The organism is Enterovibrio coralii, assembly GCF_001559595.1.
GTDB classification, from domain to species: Bacteria; Pseudomonadota; Gammaproteobacteria; order Enterobacterales; family Vibrionaceae; genus Enterovibrio; species Enterovibrio coralii.
Genome location: NZ_LNTY01000060.1, coordinates 143,877 through 166,999, shown reverse-complemented (window position 1 = coordinate 166,999; position 23,123 = coordinate 143,877). Strand labels below are relative to the sequence as shown.

Sequence of the window (23,123 nt, the reverse complement as noted above, 5' to 3'; positions counted from 1 at the left end):
CAGTATTCCTCTCATTTGCGACAATATAACGCATTATTCAAAGAGCTTCGCTGACTCCTTCCATGAAAACCACATTAGAAATTGCAGGTATTGCGCTTTCACTGCGTCGATACCCGCTACAGAAAAACGAGACCCTGCAAGCATGGGATGCCGCAGACGAGTACCTCATTGAACATCTCGAAAGCATGGAGCTTGGTGAGAACGCGCATTTACTGGTGCTTAACGATGGCTTCGGTGCGATAAGCTGTTGGGCTGCATTAAAAGGCATGCGTGTTACGGCGGTTAACGACTCGCTATTGTCTCAGCAAAGTCTTGAACAGAACCTGACTGAGAATGCACTGGATACGCAAAGCGTGACCATGTTGTCATCCATCGATTCCTTGCCATCAGACATCAGTGTGGCAGTGATGAAACTGCCAAAAAACAATCGACTACTGGTATGGCAGCTTCAGCAGCTTTCCCATCTTGATCAGAGCAACGTGACGTTAGTGTCCGGCGCGAAAGCCAAAGACATTCACACTTCAACGTTAAAGTTGTTTGAGAAACACCTAGGCACAACGACGACATCACTGGCGAAAAAGAAAGCCAGACTGGTTTTCACTCATAAAGAAAAACAGTTAGATACTCTGCCATGTGCCACCACCTCGTTTGAGGTGCCAGAGTACCAACTGACGCTTGAAAACCACGCGAATGTGTTTTCATCAGAAAGCTTGGACATCGCAGCGTATTTGATGCTGGAGCACATTCCACAATCGGATGACATCAAACACATTGTCGATTTGGGCTGTGGCAATGGTGTGCTTTCTATTCAAGCGGCACGCTTAAACCCACAAGCATCTATAACGTCAGTGGACGAAAGTCACATGGCGGTTGCGTCTGCAAGCCTGAACTTAAAAAACCATGGTATTGATGAAAACAGAACGCGCTGCGTCGCAAACAACTGTTTGGATGGATTTGAAAAGGACTCGGCTGACTTGGTACTTTGCAACCCGCCATTCCATCAACTCCACGCCGTGACCGATCACATTGCATGGCAGATGTTTTGTGACGCCAGACGGGTTCTGGAGCCTAAGGGACGCATTGTTGTTATTGGAAACAGGCACCTCGGCTATCATGCTAAATTGAAACGTCTTTTTGGCAATGCGCAAGTCATTGCTTCTAACCAAAAGTTTGTTATTGTCGAAGCTCAAAAATAGCAAGACACAATAGGGATGCGTTAACACATGAAAAAACTACTGCTAATTACTGGTCTCGTTGTCGGTTTGAGTGCCTGTTCTGCGCCAAGAGAGCCGCAGTTGACCATTGCGCCAAATCCAACGATCTCTAACGTGCCAGTTGCTCAAGGTAAATCTCTTAGCGTAGAGAGTCGTGACCTTCGAACTGCACAGTTTGTAGCGGTTGTCGACAATGGTCGTAAGAATGTACAACCTATTCAAGCGACCTCTAACGTTCGCATCGTGCTTGAAAATGCGCTGTCTCGCCAACTAAGCTCTCAAGCTACAAAGTCGGTACCGACAGCCCGAACACAGTGCGTTTGGACGTGCTGGATGCGCTGGTAAAAGTTGAACACTCTATGCTGTCTCACAACATGGTGACCAATGTTCAAATCCAGCTGGTTGCTGAAAACGCAAACACCAAGTTTGTTAAACGCTACTCTGGTAAAGCAACGTCAGAAGGCGCGAGCAGTGTGTCGACTGAAGAAATGGAAATGGCACTGAACAACTTGCTTGAAGCGGTACTGAAAGACATCGCGCAAGATCAGCAGCTAAATACCTTTATGAACGAGAACTTCTAAATGAAAGCAATCCTGAAAAGCGCAGTCATCGCGACGTCGATGCTGTTTGCTTTACCGGCATTGGCTGCAAATCCGATTGTAGAAGTTGAAACCAACTTGGGTGACTTCAAGCTGGAGCTGTATCCAGAAAAAGCCCCTAAGACGGTAGAGAACTTTCTGAAATATGTGGAAGACGGCAGCTACGTGGGCACACAGTTTCACCGTGTGATCCCAGGTTTCGTTGCGCAGGGCGGTGGTTATGACAAATCGTTCATGCCGAAACCAAGCACTTACGGCGAAGTTGTCAACGAGTCTAAAAATGGCCTGAGCAACAGCCGTGGCACCATTGCCATGGCGAGAAAGCAGCACCCAGATTCTGCAACCCGCCAGTTCTACATCAACCTGCAGAACAACAGCAACCTAGACGGAAACGCATACAAACATGGCTACACCGTGTTTGGTAAAGTGATTGAAGGTTTCAACACGGTCGAGAAAATGACAACCGTTAAAACTGTCACAATCCCTGAAACTCGCATGCGTGATGTTCCCCAGCAACCTATACTTATTGAGAAAATTATCATCTCCAATAAGTAACAGGTAGTTAGGGAATGCTGGAACTGGTTGCAAATAATCCCGAACCTAATAATGAACAGTTTGCCGGCGAGCATATTCAACAATATGCCCCGGCATTCGCTGCTGACGTTATTCGTTTCATCATCCGACAGTCGGATTATGAAGAGCTCACTGCGTCCTGCAAAAAGCAATTTAATGACTGGTGGCAACTGGCCATTCCCGGTGGTACGCCTGAAAACAGCTACGAATCTGTTTACTGGTATCTGCTCTATCTCATCGATTCGCGTCGTGAAGATGAACTTCGTGGCAACCGCTTTGTGAAACAACGCATTCAAGAATGCGCTTGTTATTTGATCAACAAAGGAAAAATCCCAAACTTCGCACATGGCATTCGTCCCTGAAGCACGGTAGCATGGTTCTATCGTTTAAGCGCAACAAGGACTGTTACCCGTGTCCAAAGCCTCTTCTCTTTCTTGGCGAGAAACCCTAGAAAGCTATCTTGACCGCCGTCTTCTTTGGGTTTTCATGCTTGGCTGTGCCAGCGGCTTCCCTTGGCTTCTGATCGGTTCCAACATGTCAGGCTGGCTCAAAGACGCGGGTCTTACCCGCACCGCTATCGGTCTTTTCGGCTCTATCTTTGTGGTGTACGCCATCAACTGGATGTGGGCACCGCTGATCGACCGCGTAAAACTCCCCTATCTGCACGAACGTTTGGGACAGCGCCGTAGCTGGATTTTCCTGATGCAAGTGGTGATGCTGGTCTGTACCTTGGCCATTGCCAACACAAACCCCTCATTCAACCTTTGGTTAACCTCCATGCTGGCGTTAACCATTGCCATTGTGTCTGCTACGCAAGATATCGCCATTGATGCATTTCGTATCGACAGTTTCGGCGAGCAGGAAAAATCAAAATTACCTCAAGCAGCGGCGATGGCCGTGATCGGTTGGTGGACGGGTTACAGCCTTCCGGGTTATTTCGCCTTCATCAACGCCGATTCCATTGGCTGGAATGGCGTCTATTACGGCATGGCCGCGTTTGTTGGCGTGCTCATTCTGTTTACGCTGTTTGTTGGTGAACCTGAATCGAGACGCGACGAATTGCAGGCCAAGGCCGAGCAACGCTACGCCTCCAAAATGGGTAAAAACAGAGTCATACTTTGGTTCACAGTGACACTCGTGGAACCGTTCGCCGAATTCTTCCGTCGCAACGGCGTTAAGGTTGCCCTTACTCTGCTGCTTTTCGTTTTCTTGTTCAAAATCGGTGAGGCATTCCTTGGTCGCATGTCGATTGTGTTTTACAAAGAAGTCGGCTTTAGCAACGAGGATATCGGCTACTATTCCAAGCTTATTGGCTGGGGGGCAACGGTTGTTTTCACCCTGATCGGTAGTGCCATCAACGTGAAATTTGGTGTGGTAAAAGGTCTGTTGATTGGCGGCTTAGCCATGGCAAGCAGCAACTTGATGTTTGCGCTGATGGCACAAGTAGGTCCAAACAAGGATCTGTTCCTTGCGACCATTCTGGTGGACAACTTCACCAGTGCCTTCGCTACCATTGCCTTTGTGTCATTCCTGACCTTCCTGACAGGCAGGGCATTCTCTGCTACCCAATATGCACTGCTTGCGTCTCTTGGAAATCTTGGCAGAACCACCCTTTCTTCTTTCAGTGGCTCAATGGTCGATTGGATTGAAGGCTTCGAGTGGTTACATCATGTGAGCTGGTTGAACCCTTGGTCGCTGTTCTTCATTTTGACCACACTGATGGTTGTTCCAAGCCTTGCCATGATCATTGGCCTTCGAAAGCACTTCAAGCGTCTTTCAGACTCCCAAGAATCCCACTAAAAGCTGTTGAGCCCGTGACAAGTGTCTCGGGCTTAGCGCATTTTCTCTGTTGAAACCTTTATCTTGGTCATATTCTGAAACACTTATCGCAAATGTAATCCATTGCAACGAGATCAAGATCACAACTGGCAAACGTTTGCTATTTCATTGCATTTTCTTTTTTGAACTTTCCCATAGAATGGCGCTCGCAACGGCGGAGGTCATACCACACGGTGTCTTTGCCACTCAATCCTGACGATGTAAAGAGAACTAAAGATGCGTAAATCTGTAGTAGCACTTAGCGTTCTTGCAGCAGCAGCTGCAGTACCTGCTCAAGCTGAATATCTGTACGGTTTCGGTAACGTTTATGCCGACTACCTGACTTGGACCAACGGCACTCAAGGTTTTGATAAGCAAGACGTGAGCGATGCGCGTGATGATCACATCACCATCGGTGCTGAAGGTGGCGCAGGCTTTACTTGGGGTGAAATCTACGGTTTCTACGAGTACGAGAAAGTAGATCGCGCATCTTCTGAGCGTGGCCAAGCAGCTAAATTCTCTATGCACTACAAAGTTGCGGGTAACGTAACTGCATACGGTCAAATCTATGACCTGTCACAAAGCGGTGCAGGCGGTGCATTCGACGAGCAGAACCGCGTTCTGGGTATGGGCTATGTTGGTCTGACTGGCGACAACTACTGGTTCAAACCATGGGTTGGTGTTCACGACGTAACGACTGGTACTGGCGAAGCGGCTGGTATGAACGGCGGTATGTTCGGTTGGTCAGCTGGCTACAGTTTTGAGATCGCAGGTCAACCTCTTCTGGTTACCAACTGGAACGAAATCGAATTCGCTCGTAACGACGCATACACAGAAATGCAGAACGGTTCTACTGGCCTGAACGGCGGTCTAAGCCTGACTTACGACATCACTGACACCATTTACACCAGCCTGACTTACCGCTACTTCGCGAACAAACTGGGCGTTGATGGCTACGGCGACGCAGCAATCTTCCGTATCGGTATGCACCTGTAATCGAAAGATTCTTGTAAAAAGGCACCTTAGGGTGCCTTTTTTGTATTTGTTACCCGCCCCTTTGTGGTTTGGTGGTATCCTTTCCCGAACGATTTAAGCAGGGAAAATCAATGCGTTTCACCATTGTTGGCGCGGGAGCGGTTGGCTCATTGTGGGCACTGAAACTTCACGAAGCCGGTCACTCGGTTCAGTTTTGGACTCGCCAATCCACTGATACATTGATTCGCCATCAAGAAGGTTCACCGCAAAAGGTGTTTACCGCCAACTCACTTGAGTTAGTGCAAGAGAGCGATTGTCTCCTTTTTTGCGTAAAAGCGTTTCAAGTGAAAGAAGCCCTATCTTCTATTGCCGCTCACGTGCATAAAGACACGCCTGTGGTGTTTTTGCACAATGGAATGGGTACAGCTGAACTCGCCCTTTCCACGTTGCCAAACAACCCTTTGCTTCTCGCAACGACCTCTCATGGCAGCTTAAAGGTCAGTGAAGAAACCATCAAACATACTGGCCTTGGAGAAACTCGCCTTGGCGGGATTAATTCGACAGGCAATCAATGTGATTTTCTCGCCGAAGTTTTTCAACACGCACTGCCACCTTGTTACTGGGAACGCTCTATTGAACGTGCGCTTTGGAAGAAGCTCGCCATCAATTGCATGATTAACCCGCTGACCGCGCTCCTACAGGCACAAAATGGTGTGATCACTGACCCTCAGTACCGGACGCAACTTGATGCGTTGAGTGATGAAATAAGCTTGGTAATGTGTGCGGAAGGCATGGCTACATCAGCAAAAGAGGTGTTCGACAGTGCAATTGCAGTTGCTACCGCAACGGCAGAAAACTACTCTTCGATGAATCGTGATGTGTATTATCGACGCCCATCAGAAATTGAAGCGATTACAGGGTTTCTTATTCATCGAGCCTCAATCCATGGTATTGCCACCCCTGAGAACACGCGGCTGTACCACGCAATAAAAGAATTGGAGCAATCCTATGACCACACCTAGTGTACTTATCTGCCTTGCACCAGGCATTGAAGAAATGGAAGCCGTTACCGTTATCGACGTCATGGTACGCGCAGGATTTCACGTCACCACGGCAAGTGCTGAAGAAAATGGCGAGCTCACCTTAACCTGCTCTCGTGGTGTAAGACTGATAGCAGACACGCCACTGGTGAAAGTGGCGGACGAGGAATTTGACTGTATCGTACTGCCAGGCGGCGTAGAAGGTGCGACCCATTTAGGTGAAAGCGCGTTGGTGATTGAAATGATCCGCCAACAACAGTGTGACCAAAAGTGGGTAGCCGCTATCTGTGCTGCGCCAGCGCTAGTGATTGAAAAGAACGCTCTTTATCCCGATGCCCACAAGACGTGCCATCCGGCATTTATCGACCGCATTGCTGAAGAAAAGCGCAACACACGACGCGTCTTTACTGACCATGACCACAAGCTTATTACCAGCCAAGGCCCGGGAACTGCATTAGAGTTTGCGGTAGAAATTGTCTACATGCTGGCAGGAAAAGAAAAAGCCAAAGAGGTTATCGACCCAATGGTGGCAATTCCAAGCTTCATTACGACAAAAAATTCGCCTAACCAAAAACAACAAAGGGCGATGTGACCAATCCGTCACATCGCCCTTTTTGTCATCTGCGCTTACGCGTCGATAACCACTTTACCTATCGCCTGACCACTTTGAAGGCGGGCATAAGCATCACCCACTTGCTCCAATGTGAACTGGGTGTCATCAAGCAGCGGCTTCAATGCGCCGTCATCAGCAATATCTCGCAACGCATTGAGGATATCGTGGTGCTCTTCTCGCTTCACGTTGTGCAGCATCGGGATCAGCATAAACACGACATGAATCGACAGGCCTTTAAAGTGCGCCAATGACAAATCCAAAGAAAGCAAAGACACTGTGGTCACAACCTGACCATTGAGTGCTGCCGCCTCAAATGAGTTCAGCATGTTCTCGCCACCCACTGAGTCATACACCACGTCAAAACCTTGCCCATCGGTATACTTGGTCACATAGCTTTCTACGCTCTCATTGCGGTAGTTAATTGGCGTTGCGCCATAGCTTGCAACAATCTCTGCCTGCTTATCACCAGACACAGTTGCGTAGACATCTGCACCCATTTGCTTTGCCACTTGAACGGCGACGTGACCAACGCCACCTGTCCCACCATGCACCAGCACTTTCTGACCCGCTTTTACACCCGCTCTTGTCAGGCCTTCGTAAGCCGTAATACCCACTAGCGGCAGAGACGCAGCCTCACGCATACTCAGGCTTGTAGGTTTGTGAGCAATCAGCTTTGCATCGGCAAGCATGTACTCTGCTAACGAACCTTGCAGGTCTGACAAACCACCGGCACAACCATAGACGTCGTCACCGGGTTTAAAATCAGTGACACCCTCACCGACAGATTCAACGGTGCCTGCGAAGTCCATTCCGAGAATGGCTGGCAATGCAGGAGAAAGCGGTAACGCCGATCCCATATTTCGGATCATGGTGTCTACCGTATTTACGCTGCTGGCTGCAACGCGAATAACAACATGACCGGGCTTTACATCGGGTTTGGCAACGTCTGTTGATTGGAATGCTGCGTTTTCGCCATACTCGTTAAGGATCATTGCTTTCATTGGGTACTTTCTCCGTCAACACAATGTGAATGCCTTAACGATATACTTTCCTAAAATTATATAAACACCGGAAATTGATAATCAGTTTTCGTCTTTTCTAAATAATATTATTGGCTAAGGCTCTCAAAGGCGCATCATGATGCCCAAACAGGCGGCTCGCCAATTTCTTTAAGTAAGAAGTCGATAAATGCACGCACTTTGGCGGTAAGCACATTGGATTTTGGGTACACCAGCCAAATCGCCGAGTCATCCGCAATTTCATAATCCGGCAGCACCCGCACCAACGAGCCGTCTTCAATGTCTTGGAAAACGCTCCAACATGAATTCATCGATATGCCAACGCCTGCCTTGGTTGCAATGCGCATGCTCGCACCGTCATCACAGGTCACCCGTTTAAACGCCCCTTGCGGTGGGAACTGACTGTAAGCAGGTTCACCCGATGCGGAGATAAGCTTTTTCGTCGCACTGTCTGCAAACGTGAGGAGCTGATGGGAGATCAGGGAATCCGGTGTCTCTGGCATACCGTGCTTTGCAATATAGTCAGGCGACGCACACAGGATCCGTTTGTCATCGGCTAGCTTACGGGCGCGAAGGCTGCTGTCCTCGATGGCATAGTTTCGTAATGCCAAATCAAACCCGCCTTCAATCAAGTTCATCTGCGTATCAGAGAGCTTTAGCTCCAAATTCACATCGGGATACTGTTCAAGGAACTTAGGTAAAATCGGCGCGATAAATTGCTGAGCAAAGGTACTGGATGCTGCGAAACGCAAGGTGCCTTTCACTTCTCCTTTGCCATGTCCCAGTGCTGCCAGTGCCGCATCTTCTTGCGCGAGGATTTCTCTGGCAAAGGGCAAAAACTCTGCACCTTCGAGCGAAAGCGAGACCTTTCGCGTGGAACGGTGAAGCAAATCTGCACCGACCTGATTTTCCAGTTTCGACAATCTCGCACTGGCTACCGCAGGGGCAAGGCCTAACTGGCGCCCTGCGGCACTGATGTTCAGCATATCTGCTGCCATCACAAATAAACGAATGCCTTCTGTATCCATGCTTGTTATTCCATTTCTCTTTGCTGTCTTGCGGGATTATTTGCACATTGGCTGATTGCCGTGACTTCATTATATGGCAAATACGAAAACTGAACTCACATCAAGCCAGTTTAATGATGAATATAGATAAAATAAGGTAAAGACATTCACCCCGTAGCAAGAACAGCAACCAAGCAGGAGGGGATGTCATGCAACGATCAGCGATGGTGAACTACCACATCAAAAGCCCTGACCCACAGGCCTTTCAATTCGATGTTGATGGTGTGATTGGCACTTTGATTGAGCCAGTGCTCATTCCAACCCAAGTGAGCGTGACCGATTTACGCGGACATGCTGAAAAGCTTCACCTCGTTGAAGATGGGGTGATGTTTGCGCACCATACAAGCCAGATACACGCATTTACTGCCGATGATTCTTGGGTGTCCACCTACAACGACGAAATCACCGAGTTGCTCAACGCAAAGATTGGGGCAAAAGAAGTGATCGTGTTTGACCACACTGTGCGGATAGATGACCCAAATGCGTTGCGACGCCCTGCGCGCAACGTGCATAACGATTACAGTCAGTCCGGAGCGGAGCAGCGTTTGATTGATATTTTGGGTGAAGAAAAAGCGGCTGAGTTTGCCCGCGGGCATTATGCGTTCGTTAATATTTGGCGCCCTGTTGAGCACACTATTCGCACCGCACCACTGGGTTTTATTCATCCTGACTCCATGGCGATTGATGACTGGATGAGCATCGAATTGATTTATCCTGACCGCCATGGCCAGATTTTAGGTGTCGCCGCGAACAGTGCGCACCGTTGGATCTACCTTTCAGAGATGACGCCAAAGGAGATCGCTATCTTCACTATCTATGACAATCGCGGCCAACCACATGTCGGGCACAGTGCGCTGGATATCGGAACAAGTGACGGCCAATACCCGAGGAAAAGTATCGAAAGCCGGGTATTGGTGAGGTATGACGGATAGAGTTGTAAAACGTGCTTTAAGAAGTGCGAAACATTAAAAACAAAAAAGCCCCGGGTCAGACCGGGGCTTTGCGCGTTTAAGGACGGTAAACCTTAACGTTGCTGAATCCATTTTCTTGCAGGTAAAGTGCCTGCAAACGGCTCATCACGCCACGCTCACAGTAGAGCAGGTAAGTTTTGCTTTGGTCCAAATCGCCAAACTTGGTTGCCAATCTGAAGAACGGTATGTGTACAACCTCTGCACCGTCGATTTCCAAAGGACGCTCGTCTTCTTCCTCTGGGCTACGAATATCCAGTACCACAGCATCGTTAGCAATTTCATCCACCAGCTCAACTTCCGGTGCTTTTTCTTTGCTCAGTTTGCCGATTTCGCGGATGTCGATGATGCGCGCGTCGTAAACCACTTTATCCAGAATTTCGAAGTTGAACTTCGCTTCTTCTGCTTCCAGCTTCTCTTTTTCCGCTTTGATGGTTGGTTTACGAGAAATCACACCACAGTACTCTGGCATGGTTTTCGCGAAATCTTCAGTACCGATACCGCGCGCCAGATTGATGATGTCTTCTTTATCCCAGTTGATCAAAGGACGCAGGATCAGAGAATCGCTCACGTTGTCGATCATGCGCAGGTTAGTCAGTGTCTGGCTTGAAACCTGACCCAGTGCTTCACCCGTAACCAGAGCTTGAATGTTGTACTTGTTAGCAATCATCGATGCTGCACGCATGAACATACGCTTCAGAACAACGCCCATTTGGCCGTCATCAACGTTTTCCAAGATCTCAGCAACAACGGGTTCGAAGTCGATAGAAACGAACTTCACCTTCGCAGAAGAACCGAACTTCTCCCACAGGTAGTAAGCCGTTTGTTGAACACCAATCTCGTGTGCTGCGCCGCCAAGGTTGAAGAAACAGTAATGTACTTTACTACCGCGCTTGATGTGCAGGTAGCTAGAAACACCTGAGTCAAAACCGCCAGAGATCAGGCTCAGCACGTCTTCTTGGGTACCCAGAGGGAAGCCGCCCAGACCTTTGAAACGCTCACGAACCACGTTCACGTTCTCTTTGTCTACTTCAAGGTGAACAACAACGTCTGGATTTTTCAGCTGACGCGCGCAGTTGCAACGTCTTGGTTCAGACCGCCACCTACGTAACGCTCTACTTCGATAGACGTAAAGGCGTGATTACCGCGACGCTTCGCACGTACGCAGAAAGACTTGCCTTCCAGTTGGTGAGCAACCGTCTTTGTCACGATTTCATAGATGTTGTGCAAATCCGTAAATGGCGTTTGCTCAACTTCCAGTACGTGGTGGATACCAGGTGTGCACGTCAGCACATCCAGCGCGATTTGACGCTCAGATGCATCTTTTAGCGAAACCTCGATATGATCGCGACGGTTGAAAACCGACATTGAGTCTGACTTTCGCTTAAGAATATTTCGGATGTTAGTTTCCAGAATTTTCGTGAAGCGCTTCCGTACAGATTCACTTTTGACCATCACCTCAGGGTGAATTTTTACGATAAATTTCATAACAGGTTTCGCAACAGCATTAACAAAGGCGCGGATTATACATCAAGCATACTTTATACCCAAGTAACGTGAGGGTACTGGCACACTTAGTATAGTTGGGTCAGAAAACAAAAAAGGCAGCACCTAAGTGCTGCCCTTAACTATCAAGTCGTTAGTGATTAATTTTCTTGGATTGGCTGAACCGGATCGGTGGTTGAAATAGACTCCGACTCACGCGGTTTACCTTGCATGATAGCAATTTCAACACGGCGGTTTTTCATTCGGTTGGTTGGCGAATCGTTCGGGTACCTTGGCGATGTTCCCGCCAAGCCTTCAACACGCATACGCTCGGCATCAAAGCCTTTCACCTTTTCCATTTCCTGCGCCACAGACACCGCACGCTGGGCTGACAAATCCCAGTTAGAACGATAAAGCTCAGAGTCGAGCGGCGTATCGTCAGTGTGACCGGAAATGCGAATCTCACCCGGCACATCTTTCACCAAGTCCGCTATCTGTCTGACCAAAGGACGGAACTTCGGCTGCAAGAAAGCAGAGCCTGCTGGGAAAGAGCCGTTTTCACGAATTCGAATAATCAATTGCTGACCAAGGTTTTCCACTTCGACCGCGCCTTCCTGCACTTCTCGCTCTAAGGCTTGAACCACCATCTGCGCGGTGCTCGACATCTTCTCGGTGTCTTGCTCCTGCTCTTGCATGGACGCTTCAGTGGCCGTCGAGCCACCATCGAGTTTTGCCGAATCTCGTTGAGAACCACCTGCACGATCTGACTCCCCATCTTGGAAGTCCAGCGTACGCTGCGTCATGTCGATGGTTTGCTGCATGATGACTTCAATCGGCGTTGGCTCAGGACGGCCTGGGCGGAACTCCTGTGCGATAACACTGGTACCTTTTGGAATGTCTTTCACTTCCAAAAGGTTTTGCACACCAAAGGCGAATTTCATTGAACCGGCGATCTGTTTGAACTTCAGTACGTCCATTTCCGAAAACGAAAGCAGCAGTACGAAGAAACACATCAACAGTGACATTAGGTCAGCGAAGGTCCCCATCCAAGCGGGTAGCCCAGGGGGGGACATTTGCATTCTTCATCCATATCCGACTCCTTATCCGTCTACGTCAACAGTACGTTTTTTCTCGTTGAGGTAGTTTTTCAGGTAGCCGTCAATGACGCGAGGGTTCTGGCCATCTTGAATCGCCAGCAAGCCATCCATGATAAGACGACGGTTTAACTTTTCTTGGTCTTTACGCAGACGCAGTTTTGCCGCAATTGGAATGGCAACCATGTTAGCTAGCATCGCACCGTAAAGTGTTGTTAAGAGTGCAACGGCCATCGCAGGACCGATGGCTTTTGGGTCATCCATGTTTGAAAGCATGGCTACCAGACCGATAAGTGTACCGATCATCCCCATCGCTGGGGCTACGTCAGCGATCGCACTGTAAAACTGTGCGCCACTGTCGTGTCGTTCTTCTGTCATGGTGATGTCTTTTGCGAGGGTCATTTTCACCACTTCTGCATCATGACCATCCACCAGCATATCTACGCCTTTTTTCATGAAAGTGTTTGGCACTTCCATTTCCTCTAGCGCGAGGAATCCACCTTTACGTGCAGCGTCTGCCATCTCTACGATTTTCGCGATCAGATCTTCAGGATCATCCGCTTTAAACATAAAGGCTTTGCCAGCAATTTTAAAAGCACCGAAGAATTGCCCCATGGTGTAGTTCATCAAGGTTACAAACAAACTACCACCAAATACGATCAGCACAGACGGGACGTCCACAAACATACTGATGGTGCCACCTAGCAGCATCGCCATGACGATAAATGCAAAGGCACCTAATATTCCTATGAGTGTCGCCAGATCCACAGAACGATCCCCTTAAAACGTAAAGCTAAAATTGAGTAAAGATAGTCAGACAACGCGTTCTACCAATTTGGTTAGCGGCAGCAAAGCCAATTGATTTAGCGCATCCCTTAAATTTTATACCTATCTTGTCACAAGATGCAGATTTCATTTAGAACTTGAGACACCATGTCCTGATTTAAGCAAAGATACAATAATGAGATTGTTAACCTGTCGAAAATTCCAGCGAATAAGGTGAATAATTCCCCCTTCCACCGAGAAAGTTGCCCAAGTAACGCAGAAATCAGTTCAAGAGTTTGACCGCCATTCAGGCGTGAGTTAATTTCTCCGCCATGCTCATAGATCTGTTTCTCTTTGTTCGCGATATCCACTCGTCGACAAGGTCTGACAGAACGCAGAAAGTAGGATTACCATGGCAGCTAAAAAACCCGAGAACATGACGTTCGAGGAAACGCTTAAAGAGTTGGATACCATTGTTAATGGACTCGAGAACGGCGACCTTCCTTTGGATGCCGCCCTCAAGCAGTTTGAACGCGGCATTGCGCTGGCACGCCAAGGCCAGAAAACGCTCTCAGACGCAGAACAACGCGTAGAAATTCTTCTAGCTCAAGATGACAACGCCGCTTTAGAACCTTTTGAAGACACGCGTGATGAGTGATAACTGCTTAAAATCAACGATCCAAGCTTATCAGCTACGTAACAATGCTCAGCTCACCCACTGGATTGAAAGCCTTGAACATGCTGATCATCCATTGGTTCTGGCGATGAAGCACGGTGCGCTTCTTGGTGGCAAGCGTGTACGTCCTTTCCTGACGTACGTAACGGGCCAAATGTTCGGTGCCAATGAGCACGAACTGGACACCCCTGCCGCTGCGGTTGAGTGCATTCACGCCTACTCTCTGATCCACGATGATTTGCCAGCCATGGATGATGACGCACTGCGCCGCGGCCAACCAACCTGTCATGTCGCGTTTGATGAAGCGACGGCCATTCTCGCTGGCGACGCTCTGCAAACCCTCGCCTTTACGATTCTGGCTGACGGTGATCTGTCACCGGCAGGCAATGCGTATCGCATTCATATGGTGAGAGAATTAGCATCTGCGTCAGGTGCACAAGGCATGTGTCTGGGTCAGGCCATGGACCTTGCAGCTGAAGGTCAACACGTTGACCTGCAAACGCTGGAAACCATCCACAGAAACAAAACGGGCGCATTAATCCGTTGTGCTGTTCGCTTGGGTGCGTTTGCCGCTGGCGAAAAAGGCGTGGAATGGCTGCCACAGTTAGACAAATTTGCCAACGCGATTGGTTTGGCGTTCCAAGTGCAAGATGACATTCTCGATATCATCAGCGACACAGAAACGCTTGGAAAACCACAAGGTTCAGACATCGCAGCAGACAAAAGCACGTACCCAGCATTGCTCGGTCTTGAAGGCGCGAAGGAAAAAGCGGAGCTTCTGTATAAAGAAGCACTACACGCACTAGACACGATCCCTTACAATACAGAACAGCTGGAACAATTCGCCCGGTATATCATCGAGCGCAATAACTAAAATCAATTACGTCGCGCCAAAAACGAAATTTATGACTCTCGATATTGCTAAATACCCAACGCTCGCATTGGCGAACACACCTGACGAACTGCGCTCTTTGCCGCGGGACGTTCTGCCGACGCTGTGTGACGAGCTACGCACGTATCTCCTGAATTCCGTCAGCCATTCGAGTGGCCATTTCGCATCGGGCTTGGGGACAGTCGAACTGACTGTCGCACTTCATTATGTGTACAACACACCTCAGGATCATTTGATTTGGGATGTGGGCCATCAGGCTTACCCACACAAGATCCTGACCGGACGCCGTGAACAACTTCCAACCATTCGTCAAAAAGGCGGATTGCATCCTTTCCCATGGCGTGAAGAAAGTGAGTATGACGTACTGTCTGTCGGTCATAGCTCAACCTCTATCAGTGCCGCTTTGGGTCTTGCGATTGCAGAAGCCAAAGAAGGCAATGGCCGTAAAGTGGTGAGCGTTATCGGTGACGGTGCGATTACCGCGGGTATGGCATTTGAAGCATGAACCATGCGGGTGATGTTCACGCTGACATGCTGGTGATTCTGAACGACAACGAAATGTCGATTTCAGAAAACGTCGGCGCGTTGAACAACCACTTGGCACAACTGCTTTCTGGCAACTTCTACACCTCCATTCGTGAAGGCGGTAAGAAGGTGCTATCTGGCGCGCCACCTATCAAAGAATTGGTTCGTCGCGCGGAAGAACACCTGAAAGGTATGGTTGTCCCTGGCACTTTGTTTGAAGAGCTGGGCTTTAACTATATTGGCCCAGTTGACGGCCATGACGTTGAAGAGTTGGTGAAAACCATCAAGAACATGCGCAACCTGAAAGGCCCGCAGTTCCTTCACGTGATGACCAAAAAAGGCAAAGGCTATGCGCCAGCGGAGAAAGATCCGATTGGCTACCATGCCGTGCCTAAGTTCAACCCAGCGGAAGACACCCTGCCAAAAGCTGCGTCTAAAGGCCCAACTTTCTCCAAAGTGTTTGGTGACTGGCTGTGCGACATGGCGGCAGAAGACAGCAAGCTGATGGCGATTACGCCAGCTATGCGCGAAGGCTCGGGTATGGTGCGCTTCTCGAAAGAGTTCCCAGACCAGTACTTTGACGTCGCGATCGCTGAGCAGCACGCCGTGACGCTGGCAAGCGGCATGGCTATTGGTAACTACAACCCTGTGGTTGCCATCTACTCAACCTTCCTTCAACGCGGTTACGATCAGTTAATCCACGATGTTGCCATCATGGACCTGCCTGTGATGTTTGCTATCGACCGTGGTGGCTTGGTCGGTGCTGACGGTCAAACTCACCAAGGTGCGTTTGACTTGAGCTTCATGCGCTGTATTCCAAACATGGTGATCATGGCTCCGAGCGACGAAAACGAATGTCGTCAAATGCTCTACACCGGCTACAAGCACACTGGTCCATCAGCAGTGCGTTACCCGCGCGGTACGGGCTGTGGCGCAGAGATCCAGCAAGAGATGACAGCACTGCCAATCGGGAAAGGTTTGGTTCGCCGTGAAGGTGAAAACGTCGCAATTCTTAGCTTCGGCACCATGCTGCCAGCAGCGTTAGAAGCGGCAGAAGCCTTGAATGCAACTGTTGCCGACATGCGCTTTGTGAAGCCACTGGATGAAGCACTGATTGATGAGTTGGCGGCTAAGCACGATGTGCTGGTAACCGTTGAAGAGAATGCTATCGCAGGTGGTGCAGGCTCAGGTGTGATTGAATACCTGATGAAACGTCGCCAGCCAAAACCTGTGCTGCAAATCGGTCTGCCGGATTACTTTGTTCATCAAGGCACTCAAGAAGAGTTGCATGAAGAGCTGGGAATCGACGCCAAAGGCATTGAAGCGCAAATCCGCAAATACTTGGCGGATTAATCAAAAGATGATTCAAACAAAAACGGCACCGAAAGGTGCCGTTTTTTTATTTGGGAGACGTATTACCACCATCCGAAGTAATGGTGTCCAGCCCAAAGCGCGATCATCGACATCAAGCCTGCCACGATATCGTCGAGCATAATGCCCAAGCCGCCATGCACTTTTTTGTCCAGCCAGCTGATCGGCCAAGGTTTTACCATGTCGAAGAAGCGGAAAATCACGAAGCCAGCAAGCACCGCCTGCCACTCCATCACAGGCACCAGTAACATGGTGATCCAAAAGCCGACAAACTCGTCCCAAACAATGCTGCCATGGTCGTGAACGCCCATGTCTGACGATGTGCGACCACACAGATAAATACCGACCGCAGAGCCCACGACGATAGCCACAGGCAACAGGGTTGGAGATATCGCCACAATCAGCAAATAAAACGGGATAGCCGCAAGCGTACCATGGTGCCAGGAATGATAGGAGACAGACCTGAGCCAAAACCTGTTGCAAGTAAATGGGCTGGATTGGACAGCCTAATTTTACTGATCGGATTATTCATACTTCACTCCGAAAAATGGTCCCAGCCGGACAGCTTCCAATCCACTGGTTGTTCTTCCCAAAGCACCTGCAAGCCTTCGCCGTGACGGATCTGACCAATACAGGTTACTGGGGTATTTGTGTGTGCTAATGCTGCATCCAGCGCGCCACGGTGTGATTCTGGCACAGTAAAGCAAAGCTCGTATTCTTCACCGCTACAAAGCGCAATGTGTGCCGCTTTCTCTTTGCTTCCCGCAAACGCGATCAGCTCGTCAGACAAAGGCAGAGTGTCTGCGTTGATCACCGCGCTAACGCCGCTGGCTTTAAGAATGTGTTTAAGGTCTGCCACCAAACCATCAGAGATATCCAGAGCCGCCGATGCCACTTCACGTAACGCCTGCCCTGCTAAAACACGTGGCGTTGAGTAGTAGTGACGGTTCAACAGGGTCTCTTCAAGCTCATTCGAAGGCTGATTGCCCTTTAGGATCACATCCAGCCCCGCTGCGCTGTCACCAAGATTACCGGAGACATACAGCCAATCACCCGCGCTCGCACCATCACGACGAATGGCTTTTCCTTCAGGGATAAAACCTTGCATCGTGATAGTAATGCTTAATGGGCCTTTGGTGGTATCACCACCAACTAGCTGGACGTTGTAGTATTCTGCGAGCTTATAAAAGCCTTCGCAAAAGCCTTTCAGCCACGCTTCATCGGGAGAGGGAAGCGTCAGGGCAAGTGAGCACCACGCAGGAATCGCTCCCATCGCAGCAAGATCACTAAGATTAGACGCCAAGGCTTTGTGCGCGACCTTAACAGGATCGGCGTCCGCCAAGAAATGATTACCCGCGACCAACGAGTCCGTCGTCACAACCAATTGGCTGTTTTCAGGCACTGAAATCACGGCCGCATCATCACCTATACCGAGCGCGACATCTTTACGCGAGACCGGCTGCGTTTTGAAGTAATGGTTGATCAGGTCAAATTCATTACCAGCCATTGTTTCCTTCCAAGCTAAATTTGCTAAGAAAAAGGCCAGCATGGCTGGCCTTAAAATCTGTGAAGATTTCTCTTATTTCTTTCTCAGGGTCGGTACTGCTTTATCCAGCACACCGTTCACGAACTTGTGGCTGTCTTCTGCGCCAAAACGCTTCGCCAGCTCAATAGCTTCGTTGATTACCACTTTGAAAGGCACGTCTTCGCGCTTGCACAGTTCGTACATCGCCAGACGAAGCAGAGCGTGTTCCATTTCATCCAGATCTTGGATTGGACGAGACAGGTATGGACGCATTTTGCTGTCCATTTCCTGATGATTCAGAACCACACCCGCGAACAGGTCACGGAAGTAATCTACGTCAGTTTCTGGCTGGCGCAGACGTGGCTCATCAGCTTGGTGCTCTTCTTCTTCGTAGTTATCTGCAGCAAGGAATTGTGCTTCGATATCTGCAACATTGCCTTGAGTCAGTTGCCACGAGTAAATGGCTTGTAGTGCAAAATGACGCGCGTTGCGTCGTGCGGCTGGTTTCACGATAACCCCCGTTTAGGATTCGATTTGGGACAGTACGTTTACCATTTCAAGCGCGCTCAGTGCAGCCTCTGCCCCTTTATTACCAGCCTTGGTTCCCGCGCGTTCGATGGCTTGTTCAATGGTATCTACAGTCAGAACACCAAATGCAACCGGAGTATCAAACTCCAGAGCCACTTGTGCCAGACCTTTGTTACATTCTCCTGCCACATAGTCAAAGTGAGGAGTACCGCCACGGATCACTGATCCAAGAGCGATAATAGCGTCGTAACGTCCGCTTTTAGCAACACGTTGTGCAACCAATGGCAGCTCGTAAGCACCTGGGCAACGTACTACTGTGATATTGTCTTCGCTTACCTGACCCGTACGCTTCAGTGCGTCAATAGCACCATCCAGCAGGCTTTCGTTGATGAAGCTGTTGAAGCGGGAGATAACAATTGCAACTTTCGCGTTAGGTGCGGCAAGTGCACCTTCGATTACCTTCATGGGCCTTCCTGTGACTTTTTATCCGGATTGAGAAAACCGCGGGATTCTATCACACTTTTCTGCAAATCATCCAGCGGTTATACCTGTGAAACCGCGCGCGCATTCTGTCGCAAGTTTTCATAAAAAAACGCAGCCTAAGCTGCGTTTCACAACTTTCAGCAGTGGTTAATCAACCACATATTCAACCACTTTCAGGCCAAAGCCCGACAGCGCATGGTAGCGCTTGGTGGTGGAAGAGAGCAGACGCATCTCAGTCACCCCCAAATCCGCTAGGATCTGAGAGCCCACACCAACGCGACGACTGGTTCCCTGCCACTTGGCAGAAGCCGGTTTTTCGCCTTTGTCCTGCGCTTCAAACGTACGCACTTTATTGATGATAGAAGCTGACGATTCTTCTTTGCCGAGGATCACCAACACACCGCCATCAGCATTGATGCGCTTCATCGCATCGGTCAATGACCAACTGCGCTCTGCTGAGCGATCTGAATGCAACAAATCGGTAAATGTGTCTTGCAGGTGCACACGAACCAGCGTTGGCTGATTATTGATTTCACCTTTGCGCAGCGCGTAATGCACTTGGTTGTCGATGGTGTCGCGATATGTGATCAGATCAAACTCACCAAATTCGGTCGGCAGTTTACACTCTGCGACACGCTCAATGGTCGTTTCGTTATTATTACGATATTCAATCAGATCCGCGATGGTGCCGAGCTTTATGCCGTGCTTCTCACCAAAGATTTCCAGATCAGGACGACGCGCCATGGTGCCGTCTTCGTTAAGAATCTCAACGATCACACCTGCAGGAGAGAATCCCGCGAGTCTTGCCAAATCACAACCCGCTTCTGTGTGACCTGCGCGTGTTAATACACCGCCGTCTTGCGCCATCAATGGGAAGATATGGCCAGGTTGCACAAGATCAGCCGCCACCGCATTTGGGGCCACCGCCGCTTCTACCGTGCGAGCGCGGTCAGCCGCAGAAATCCCGGTCGTGACGCCTTCTGCCGCTTCAATGGAAACAGTGAACGCGGTAGAAAACTGTGCGTTGTTATCACGCACCATCAAAGGTAAACCAAGACGCTGACAGCGATCTTTGGTCATGGTCAGACAAATCAAGCCACGGCCATGGGTCGCCATAAAGTTGATCGCTTCCGGTGACACCTTTTCTGCAGCAATGATGAGATCGCCTTCGTTCTCACGATCTTCGTCATCCATCAAGATGACCATTCTGCCCTGACGAATATCTTCGATGATTTCTGCTGCGCTGCTGATCGGCATGTTGCTATCCCTATAACGTCTTTTGCGATTGCTCTGTTGTCTCGCCGCGCTCACATTAAGGTGGCGACAAGAACCTGCGGCTATTTTTAGCCAGATGACTGTCTATAACAAGCTTCATCACCACATTCTCTTCAAAGGTGTGAAGTGCGAAAACACTCGTTCACTTGGATACGTACCGTTTCCTAAAAATGTACAACCCACTCTGAAACGCGCTTACGCGTCGGGCAATTCACTTCCTGTGGTCGCTTTGGCTTGTTTGCGGTTAAACCACCACTGCAACAGCATGAGCAACACACTGACGGAAGCAATCGCGATAGCCCAGCTGGCAAGTTTACCCAGACCGAGATTGAGCATCTGAAAACCTATCAAGGCACTCATTGCTACCGTGAGCGCGAAAGGAAGCTGTGTCAGGACGTGCGCCCTCGGCTCACAGCCACTTGAGGTGGCACTTAATACGCTGGTATCTGAAATCGGTGAACAATGATCGCCAAAGACTGAGCCAGCCACCACCGCGCTTAGCGCAGGAAGTAAAAGCTCTGGGGCAACATGACCTGAAATTTCTGCGCCAATTGGGATCATGATAGCGAACGTGCCCCAACTAGAACCTGTCGCAAACGCCATAGTGGCACAAAGTAAAAACAGCCCTGATACCAGAAGCGAAGGATTCAGGTGCGCTTCCGCCCAGTGAGCAATCATTGCCGCGACTTGCAAATCTTTAATGACGGAACCAATCATCCAAGTACACAGCAAAATGCCTATCGCAAGGCGCATGCTAAGCACACCGTGATAGAGATCGGTCAGCAGCGTAGACACACGTCGTCCAGATTTCAGCATCATCACCAGTGACATCACGACTGCTAACAACGCAGCATTTCGCATTGCAGAACCAATGTCTGCCGCTGCTAACCATGCAGCAAGGCCAGATTGATGGGTGTGCGTCGCACCAGAATACAGCGTGAGGCCAACTGAAGCAGACAACAAGGTGCCCATCGGTACCAGCAAAAGCCAAGGGTTTCCTTTGCCAATATCTTGTGTCGGTGCGCTCACTTCAACGGGCAATGGCTTCTCAAACCCAAAGCCTTTCCACGCCACAAACAAAGAGACTCCAATGGTCAGCACAGCGTAGAAGTTGGCCTGTGCCAGCTCGAAAAACGCCTGCACGGGCGGCATAGGAAGAAAAGATACGCCTGCAAGCAATGAGAGTAAGTAGGGTCCCCAGCTAGAGAACAGCAACAAGGCACAAAGCGGCGATGCATTGGAATCCACAAAGTAAGCTAACTGCTCACGACGTATTTGGTAGCGGTCACTCAATGGCTGACACACATTACCCACCGCCAAGCAGCTAAATATACCATCGATAAACACCAGCCACCCTAGAAGGATGGTCACCAGTCGAGCGTGGCGTGGCGAACGGACATAGCCATAGAGCCAATCGCCAAATGCCATCACGGCACCGCCTCTGGCCAGCAGTTGCGTCATCACACCCAACAAAATCATGGTTGCGATGACATTAAGATGCCAACCTTGCCACTGCCCTTGTTTATAAAGCTGTGCGGTGGCGATATCCGCTAAATAGCTCAGTGCGGTGAGCGGCTGAAAACCACTGAATACCATTGCCCCCGCAAGGATCCCCGCCCCCAACGCCACTAGCGTTTGACGCAAAACCAACGCGAGTACCAGAGTCAGAATCAACGGAATAAATGCCAATAGATTTGCATCCATGATGTGTTTCTCCACCTTCACAGACAAGGAATCGCCTGAGAAAAAAGTGCCTTTCAGGGTTAATCAAATCAGTGCGTTAATGCAGGTATCACACGCACTCAAAACGACAGTGCACCGAAATGATATTTGGGTATAAGTTCGAAGAAAATACTAGAGAGGAGATCACAATTCCTCAGTATGTGCCCGTCAAACGGCAGCAAACTGAGGAACTGTGCGTAAAGCGTTGATAGAACGGGTTAACGAAGTGATCCTAGGAAACCTGACTCAGCAAGCTTTTCCATGGTTAAACCACTTTTGCCCGCTTGAAGCGCAGCGCGGTCGCCCATCATCAAACGCTCTAGGTAGCGCGCAATCACATCCACTTCCAGATTCACCTGATGGCCAACCTTGAAATCTTCAATGGTGGTTTCAAGCGCCGTGTGCGGCACGATAGTGAGTTTGAAACGGTTCCCGTCGACGTCATTGATGGTCAAGCTGATACCATCAATGGTCACTGAGCCTTTCTCTGCCAAGTATTTTGCCAATTGTGCTGGTGCTTCTAGCCAAAACTCAATCGCACGGCCAGTCTGTGAACGGGACACAACCGTGGCGATACCATCAACGTGACCAGACACCATGTGACCACCAAAACGTGTGGTTGGCAGCATGGCTTTTTCTAAATTCACTTTTTGGCCAGCCTGAGAGGTGGCAAAGGCAGTACGCTTCAAGGTTTCGGTTGAGAGGTCAGCAACATAGCCATTTCCTGTCAACGCGACTACCGTCAAACACACACCATTGGTGGCAATGCTGTCGCCTAGCTTCACATCAGCCAGATCCAGTTTTCCGCTTTCAACGGTCAGTGCAATGTCATTACCTTTTGGGGTAATTTTCTGAATTCGACCAACCGCTTCAATAATTCCTGTAAACATACTTTT

The 23,123-nt window shown here is 49.5% G+C and carries 19 protein-coding genes and 5 pseudogenes; 12 read left to right on the top strand and 12 right to left on the bottom strand.

Annotated features, from left to right (window positions below):
* The first annotated feature begins 62 nt into the window (after positions 1 to 62).
* From ATN88_RS24375 to ATN88_RS24340, 8 genes and pseudogenes are all read left to right on the top strand, one after another.
* On the top strand, positions 63 to 1,196 hold the full coding sequence (locus tag ATN88_RS24375; protein WP_067420056.1) for a methyltransferase: 1,134 nt from the start codon (positions 63 to 65) through the stop codon (positions 1,194 to 1,196).
* Between the two features lie 27 nt (positions 1,197 to 1,223).
* A pseudogene (locus ATN88_RS28710) lies at positions 1,224 to 1,795 on the top strand (YajG family lipoprotein).
* On the top strand, positions 1,796 to 2,368 hold the full coding sequence (locus ATN88_RS24365; protein WP_067420055.1) for a peptidylprolyl isomerase: 573 nt from the start codon (positions 1,796 to 1,798) through the stop codon (positions 2,366 to 2,368).
* A 14-nt stretch (positions 2,369 to 2,382) separates the two neighbouring features.
* Entirely contained in the window at positions 2,383 to 2,748 is a 366-nt protein-coding gene (locus ATN88_RS24360; protein WP_067420054.1) for a hypothetical protein, read from the top strand.
* Positions 2,749 to 2,797: 49 nt separating this feature from the next.
* Positions 2,798 to 4,186 carry an AmpG family muropeptide MFS transporter gene (locus tag ATN88_RS24355; protein ID WP_067420053.1) on the top strand — a complete coding sequence of 463 codons (1,389 nt, stop codon included), beginning with the start codon at positions 2,798 to 2,800 and terminating at the stop codon, positions 4,184 to 4,186.
* Between the two features lie 255 nt (positions 4,187 to 4,441).
* Complete coding sequence (locus tag ATN88_RS24350) at positions 4,442 to 5,200, top strand: outer membrane protein OmpK (RefSeq protein ID WP_067420052.1); 759 nt, start codon at positions 4,442 to 4,444, stop codon at positions 5,198 to 5,200.
* A gap of 110 nt (positions 5,201 to 5,310) precedes the next feature.
* On the top strand, positions 5,311 to 6,201 hold the full coding sequence (locus ATN88_RS24345) for a 2-dehydropantoate 2-reductase (RefSeq protein ID WP_067420051.1): 891 nt from the start codon (positions 5,311 to 5,313) through the stop codon (positions 6,199 to 6,201).
* Complete coding sequence (locus ATN88_RS24340) at positions 6,188 to 6,811, top strand: DJ-1 family glyoxalase III (RefSeq protein WP_157490810.1); 624 nt, start codon at positions 6,188 to 6,190, stop codon at positions 6,809 to 6,811. The genes ATN88_RS24345 and ATN88_RS24340 overlap by 14 nt, the downstream gene beginning before the upstream one ends.
* A 35-nt stretch (positions 6,812 to 6,846) precedes the next feature.
* Here the strand turns inward: ATN88_RS24340 and ATN88_RS24335 are convergent, their stop codons facing one another.
* Together ATN88_RS24335 and ATN88_RS24330 are read right to left on the bottom strand one after the other, a co-directional pair.
* Positions 6,847 to 7,833, bottom strand: a complete 987-nt coding sequence (locus ATN88_RS24335; RefSeq protein ID WP_067420050.1) for a zinc-dependent alcohol dehydrogenase family protein — start codon at positions 7,831 to 7,833, stop codon at positions 6,847 to 6,849.
* 134 nt (positions 7,834 to 7,967) lie between these two features.
* On the bottom strand, positions 7,968 to 8,879 hold the full coding sequence (locus ATN88_RS24330; RefSeq protein WP_067420049.1) for a LysR family transcriptional regulator: 912 nt from the start codon (positions 8,877 to 8,879) through the stop codon (positions 7,968 to 7,970).
* 188 nt (positions 8,880 to 9,067) lie between these two features.
* Here ATN88_RS24330 and ATN88_RS24325 point away from each other — a divergent pair, with 188 nt between their 5' ends.
* A complete protein-coding gene (locus tag ATN88_RS24325) occupies positions 9,068 to 9,850 on the top strand; it encodes a CmcJ/NvfI family oxidoreductase (RefSeq protein WP_067420048.1) in 783 nt (260 codons plus the stop codon).
* Positions 9,851 to 9,926: 76 nt separating this feature from the next.
* Here ATN88_RS24325 and thiI read toward each other — a convergent pair.
* The 3 genes and pseudogenes from thiI to pomA all read right to left on the bottom strand — a co-directional run bounded on the left by thiI (position 9,927) and on the right by pomA (position 13,233).
* Positions 9,927 to 11,374, bottom strand: a pseudogene (gene thiI, locus ATN88_RS24320) (tRNA uracil 4-sulfurtransferase ThiI).
* 158 nt (positions 11,375 to 11,532) lie between these two features.
* A pseudogene (locus ATN88_RS24315) lies at positions 11,533 to 12,461 on the bottom strand (flagellar motor protein MotB).
* A gap of 10 nt (positions 12,462 to 12,471) precedes the next feature.
* A complete protein-coding gene (pomA, locus tag ATN88_RS24310) occupies positions 12,472 to 13,233 on the bottom strand; it encodes a flagellar motor protein PomA (protein WP_067420046.1) in 762 nt (253 codons plus the stop codon).
* 409 nt (positions 13,234 to 13,642) lie between these two features.
* Here pomA and xseB point away from each other — a divergent pair, with 409 nt between their 5' ends.
* The 3 genes and pseudogenes from xseB to dxs all read left to right on the top strand — a co-directional run bounded on the left by xseB (position 13,643) and on the right by dxs (position 16,676).
* The gene (xseB, locus tag ATN88_RS24305) at positions 13,643 to 13,888 is read left to right on the top strand and encodes an exodeoxyribonuclease VII small subunit (protein WP_067420045.1); all 246 of its coding nucleotides are present in this window, start codon (positions 13,643 to 13,645) and stop codon (positions 13,886 to 13,888) included.
* A complete protein-coding gene (ispA, locus tag ATN88_RS24300; protein ID WP_067420044.1) occupies positions 13,881 to 14,780 on the top strand; it encodes a (2E,6E)-farnesyl diphosphate synthase in 900 nt (299 codons plus the stop codon). The genes xseB and ispA overlap by 8 nt, the downstream gene beginning before the upstream one ends.
* Positions 14,781 to 14,811: 31 nt before the next feature.
* Positions 14,812 to 16,676: pseudogene (gene dxs / locus ATN88_RS24295) on the top strand (1-deoxy-D-xylulose-5-phosphate synthase).
* A gap of 62 nt (positions 16,677 to 16,738) precedes the next feature.
* On the opposite strand, the pseudogene pgpA reads toward dxs, so the two are convergent.
* The 7 genes and pseudogenes from pgpA to ATN88_RS24260 all read right to left on the bottom strand — a co-directional run bounded on the left by pgpA (position 16,739) and on the right by ATN88_RS24260 (position 23,117).
* Positions 16,739 to 17,226: pseudogene (pgpA, locus tag ATN88_RS24290) on the bottom strand (phosphatidylglycerophosphatase A).
* Between the two features lie 3 nt (positions 17,227 to 17,229).
* Entirely contained in the window at positions 17,230 to 18,201 is a 972-nt protein-coding gene (gene thiL, locus ATN88_RS24285) for a thiamine-phosphate kinase (protein ID WP_067420043.1), read from the bottom strand.
* 72 nt (positions 18,202 to 18,273) lie between these two features.
* Positions 18,274 to 18,729 (bottom strand): transcription antitermination factor NusB, encoded by a 456-nt coding sequence (nusB, locus tag ATN88_RS24280; protein ID WP_067420042.1) that lies wholly within the window; start codon positions 18,727 to 18,729, stop codon positions 18,274 to 18,276.
* A gap of 12 nt (positions 18,730 to 18,741) precedes the next feature.
* Complete coding sequence (ribH, locus tag ATN88_RS24275; protein ID WP_067420041.1) at positions 18,742 to 19,212, bottom strand: 6,7-dimethyl-8-ribityllumazine synthase; 471 nt, start codon at positions 19,210 to 19,212, stop codon at positions 18,742 to 18,744.
* 165 nt (positions 19,213 to 19,377) lie between these two features.
* Complete coding sequence (ribBA, locus tag ATN88_RS24270; protein ID WP_067420040.1) at positions 19,378 to 20,487, bottom strand: bifunctional 3,4-dihydroxy-2-butanone-4-phosphate synthase/GTP cyclohydrolase II; 1,110 nt, start codon at positions 20,485 to 20,487, stop codon at positions 19,378 to 19,380.
* A gap of 213 nt (positions 20,488 to 20,700) precedes the next feature.
* Positions 20,701 to 22,209: a Na+/H+ antiporter NhaC family protein gene (locus ATN88_RS24265; protein ID WP_067420097.1), complete on the bottom strand. Its 1,509-nt coding sequence runs from the start codon at positions 22,207 to 22,209 to the stop codon at positions 20,701 to 20,703.
* Positions 22,210 to 22,445: 236 nt separating this feature from the next.
* Positions 22,446 to 23,117, bottom strand: a complete 672-nt coding sequence (locus tag ATN88_RS24260) for a riboflavin synthase (protein ID WP_067420039.1) — start codon at positions 23,115 to 23,117, stop codon at positions 22,446 to 22,448.
* Positions 23,118 to 23,123 lie beyond the last annotated feature (6 nt).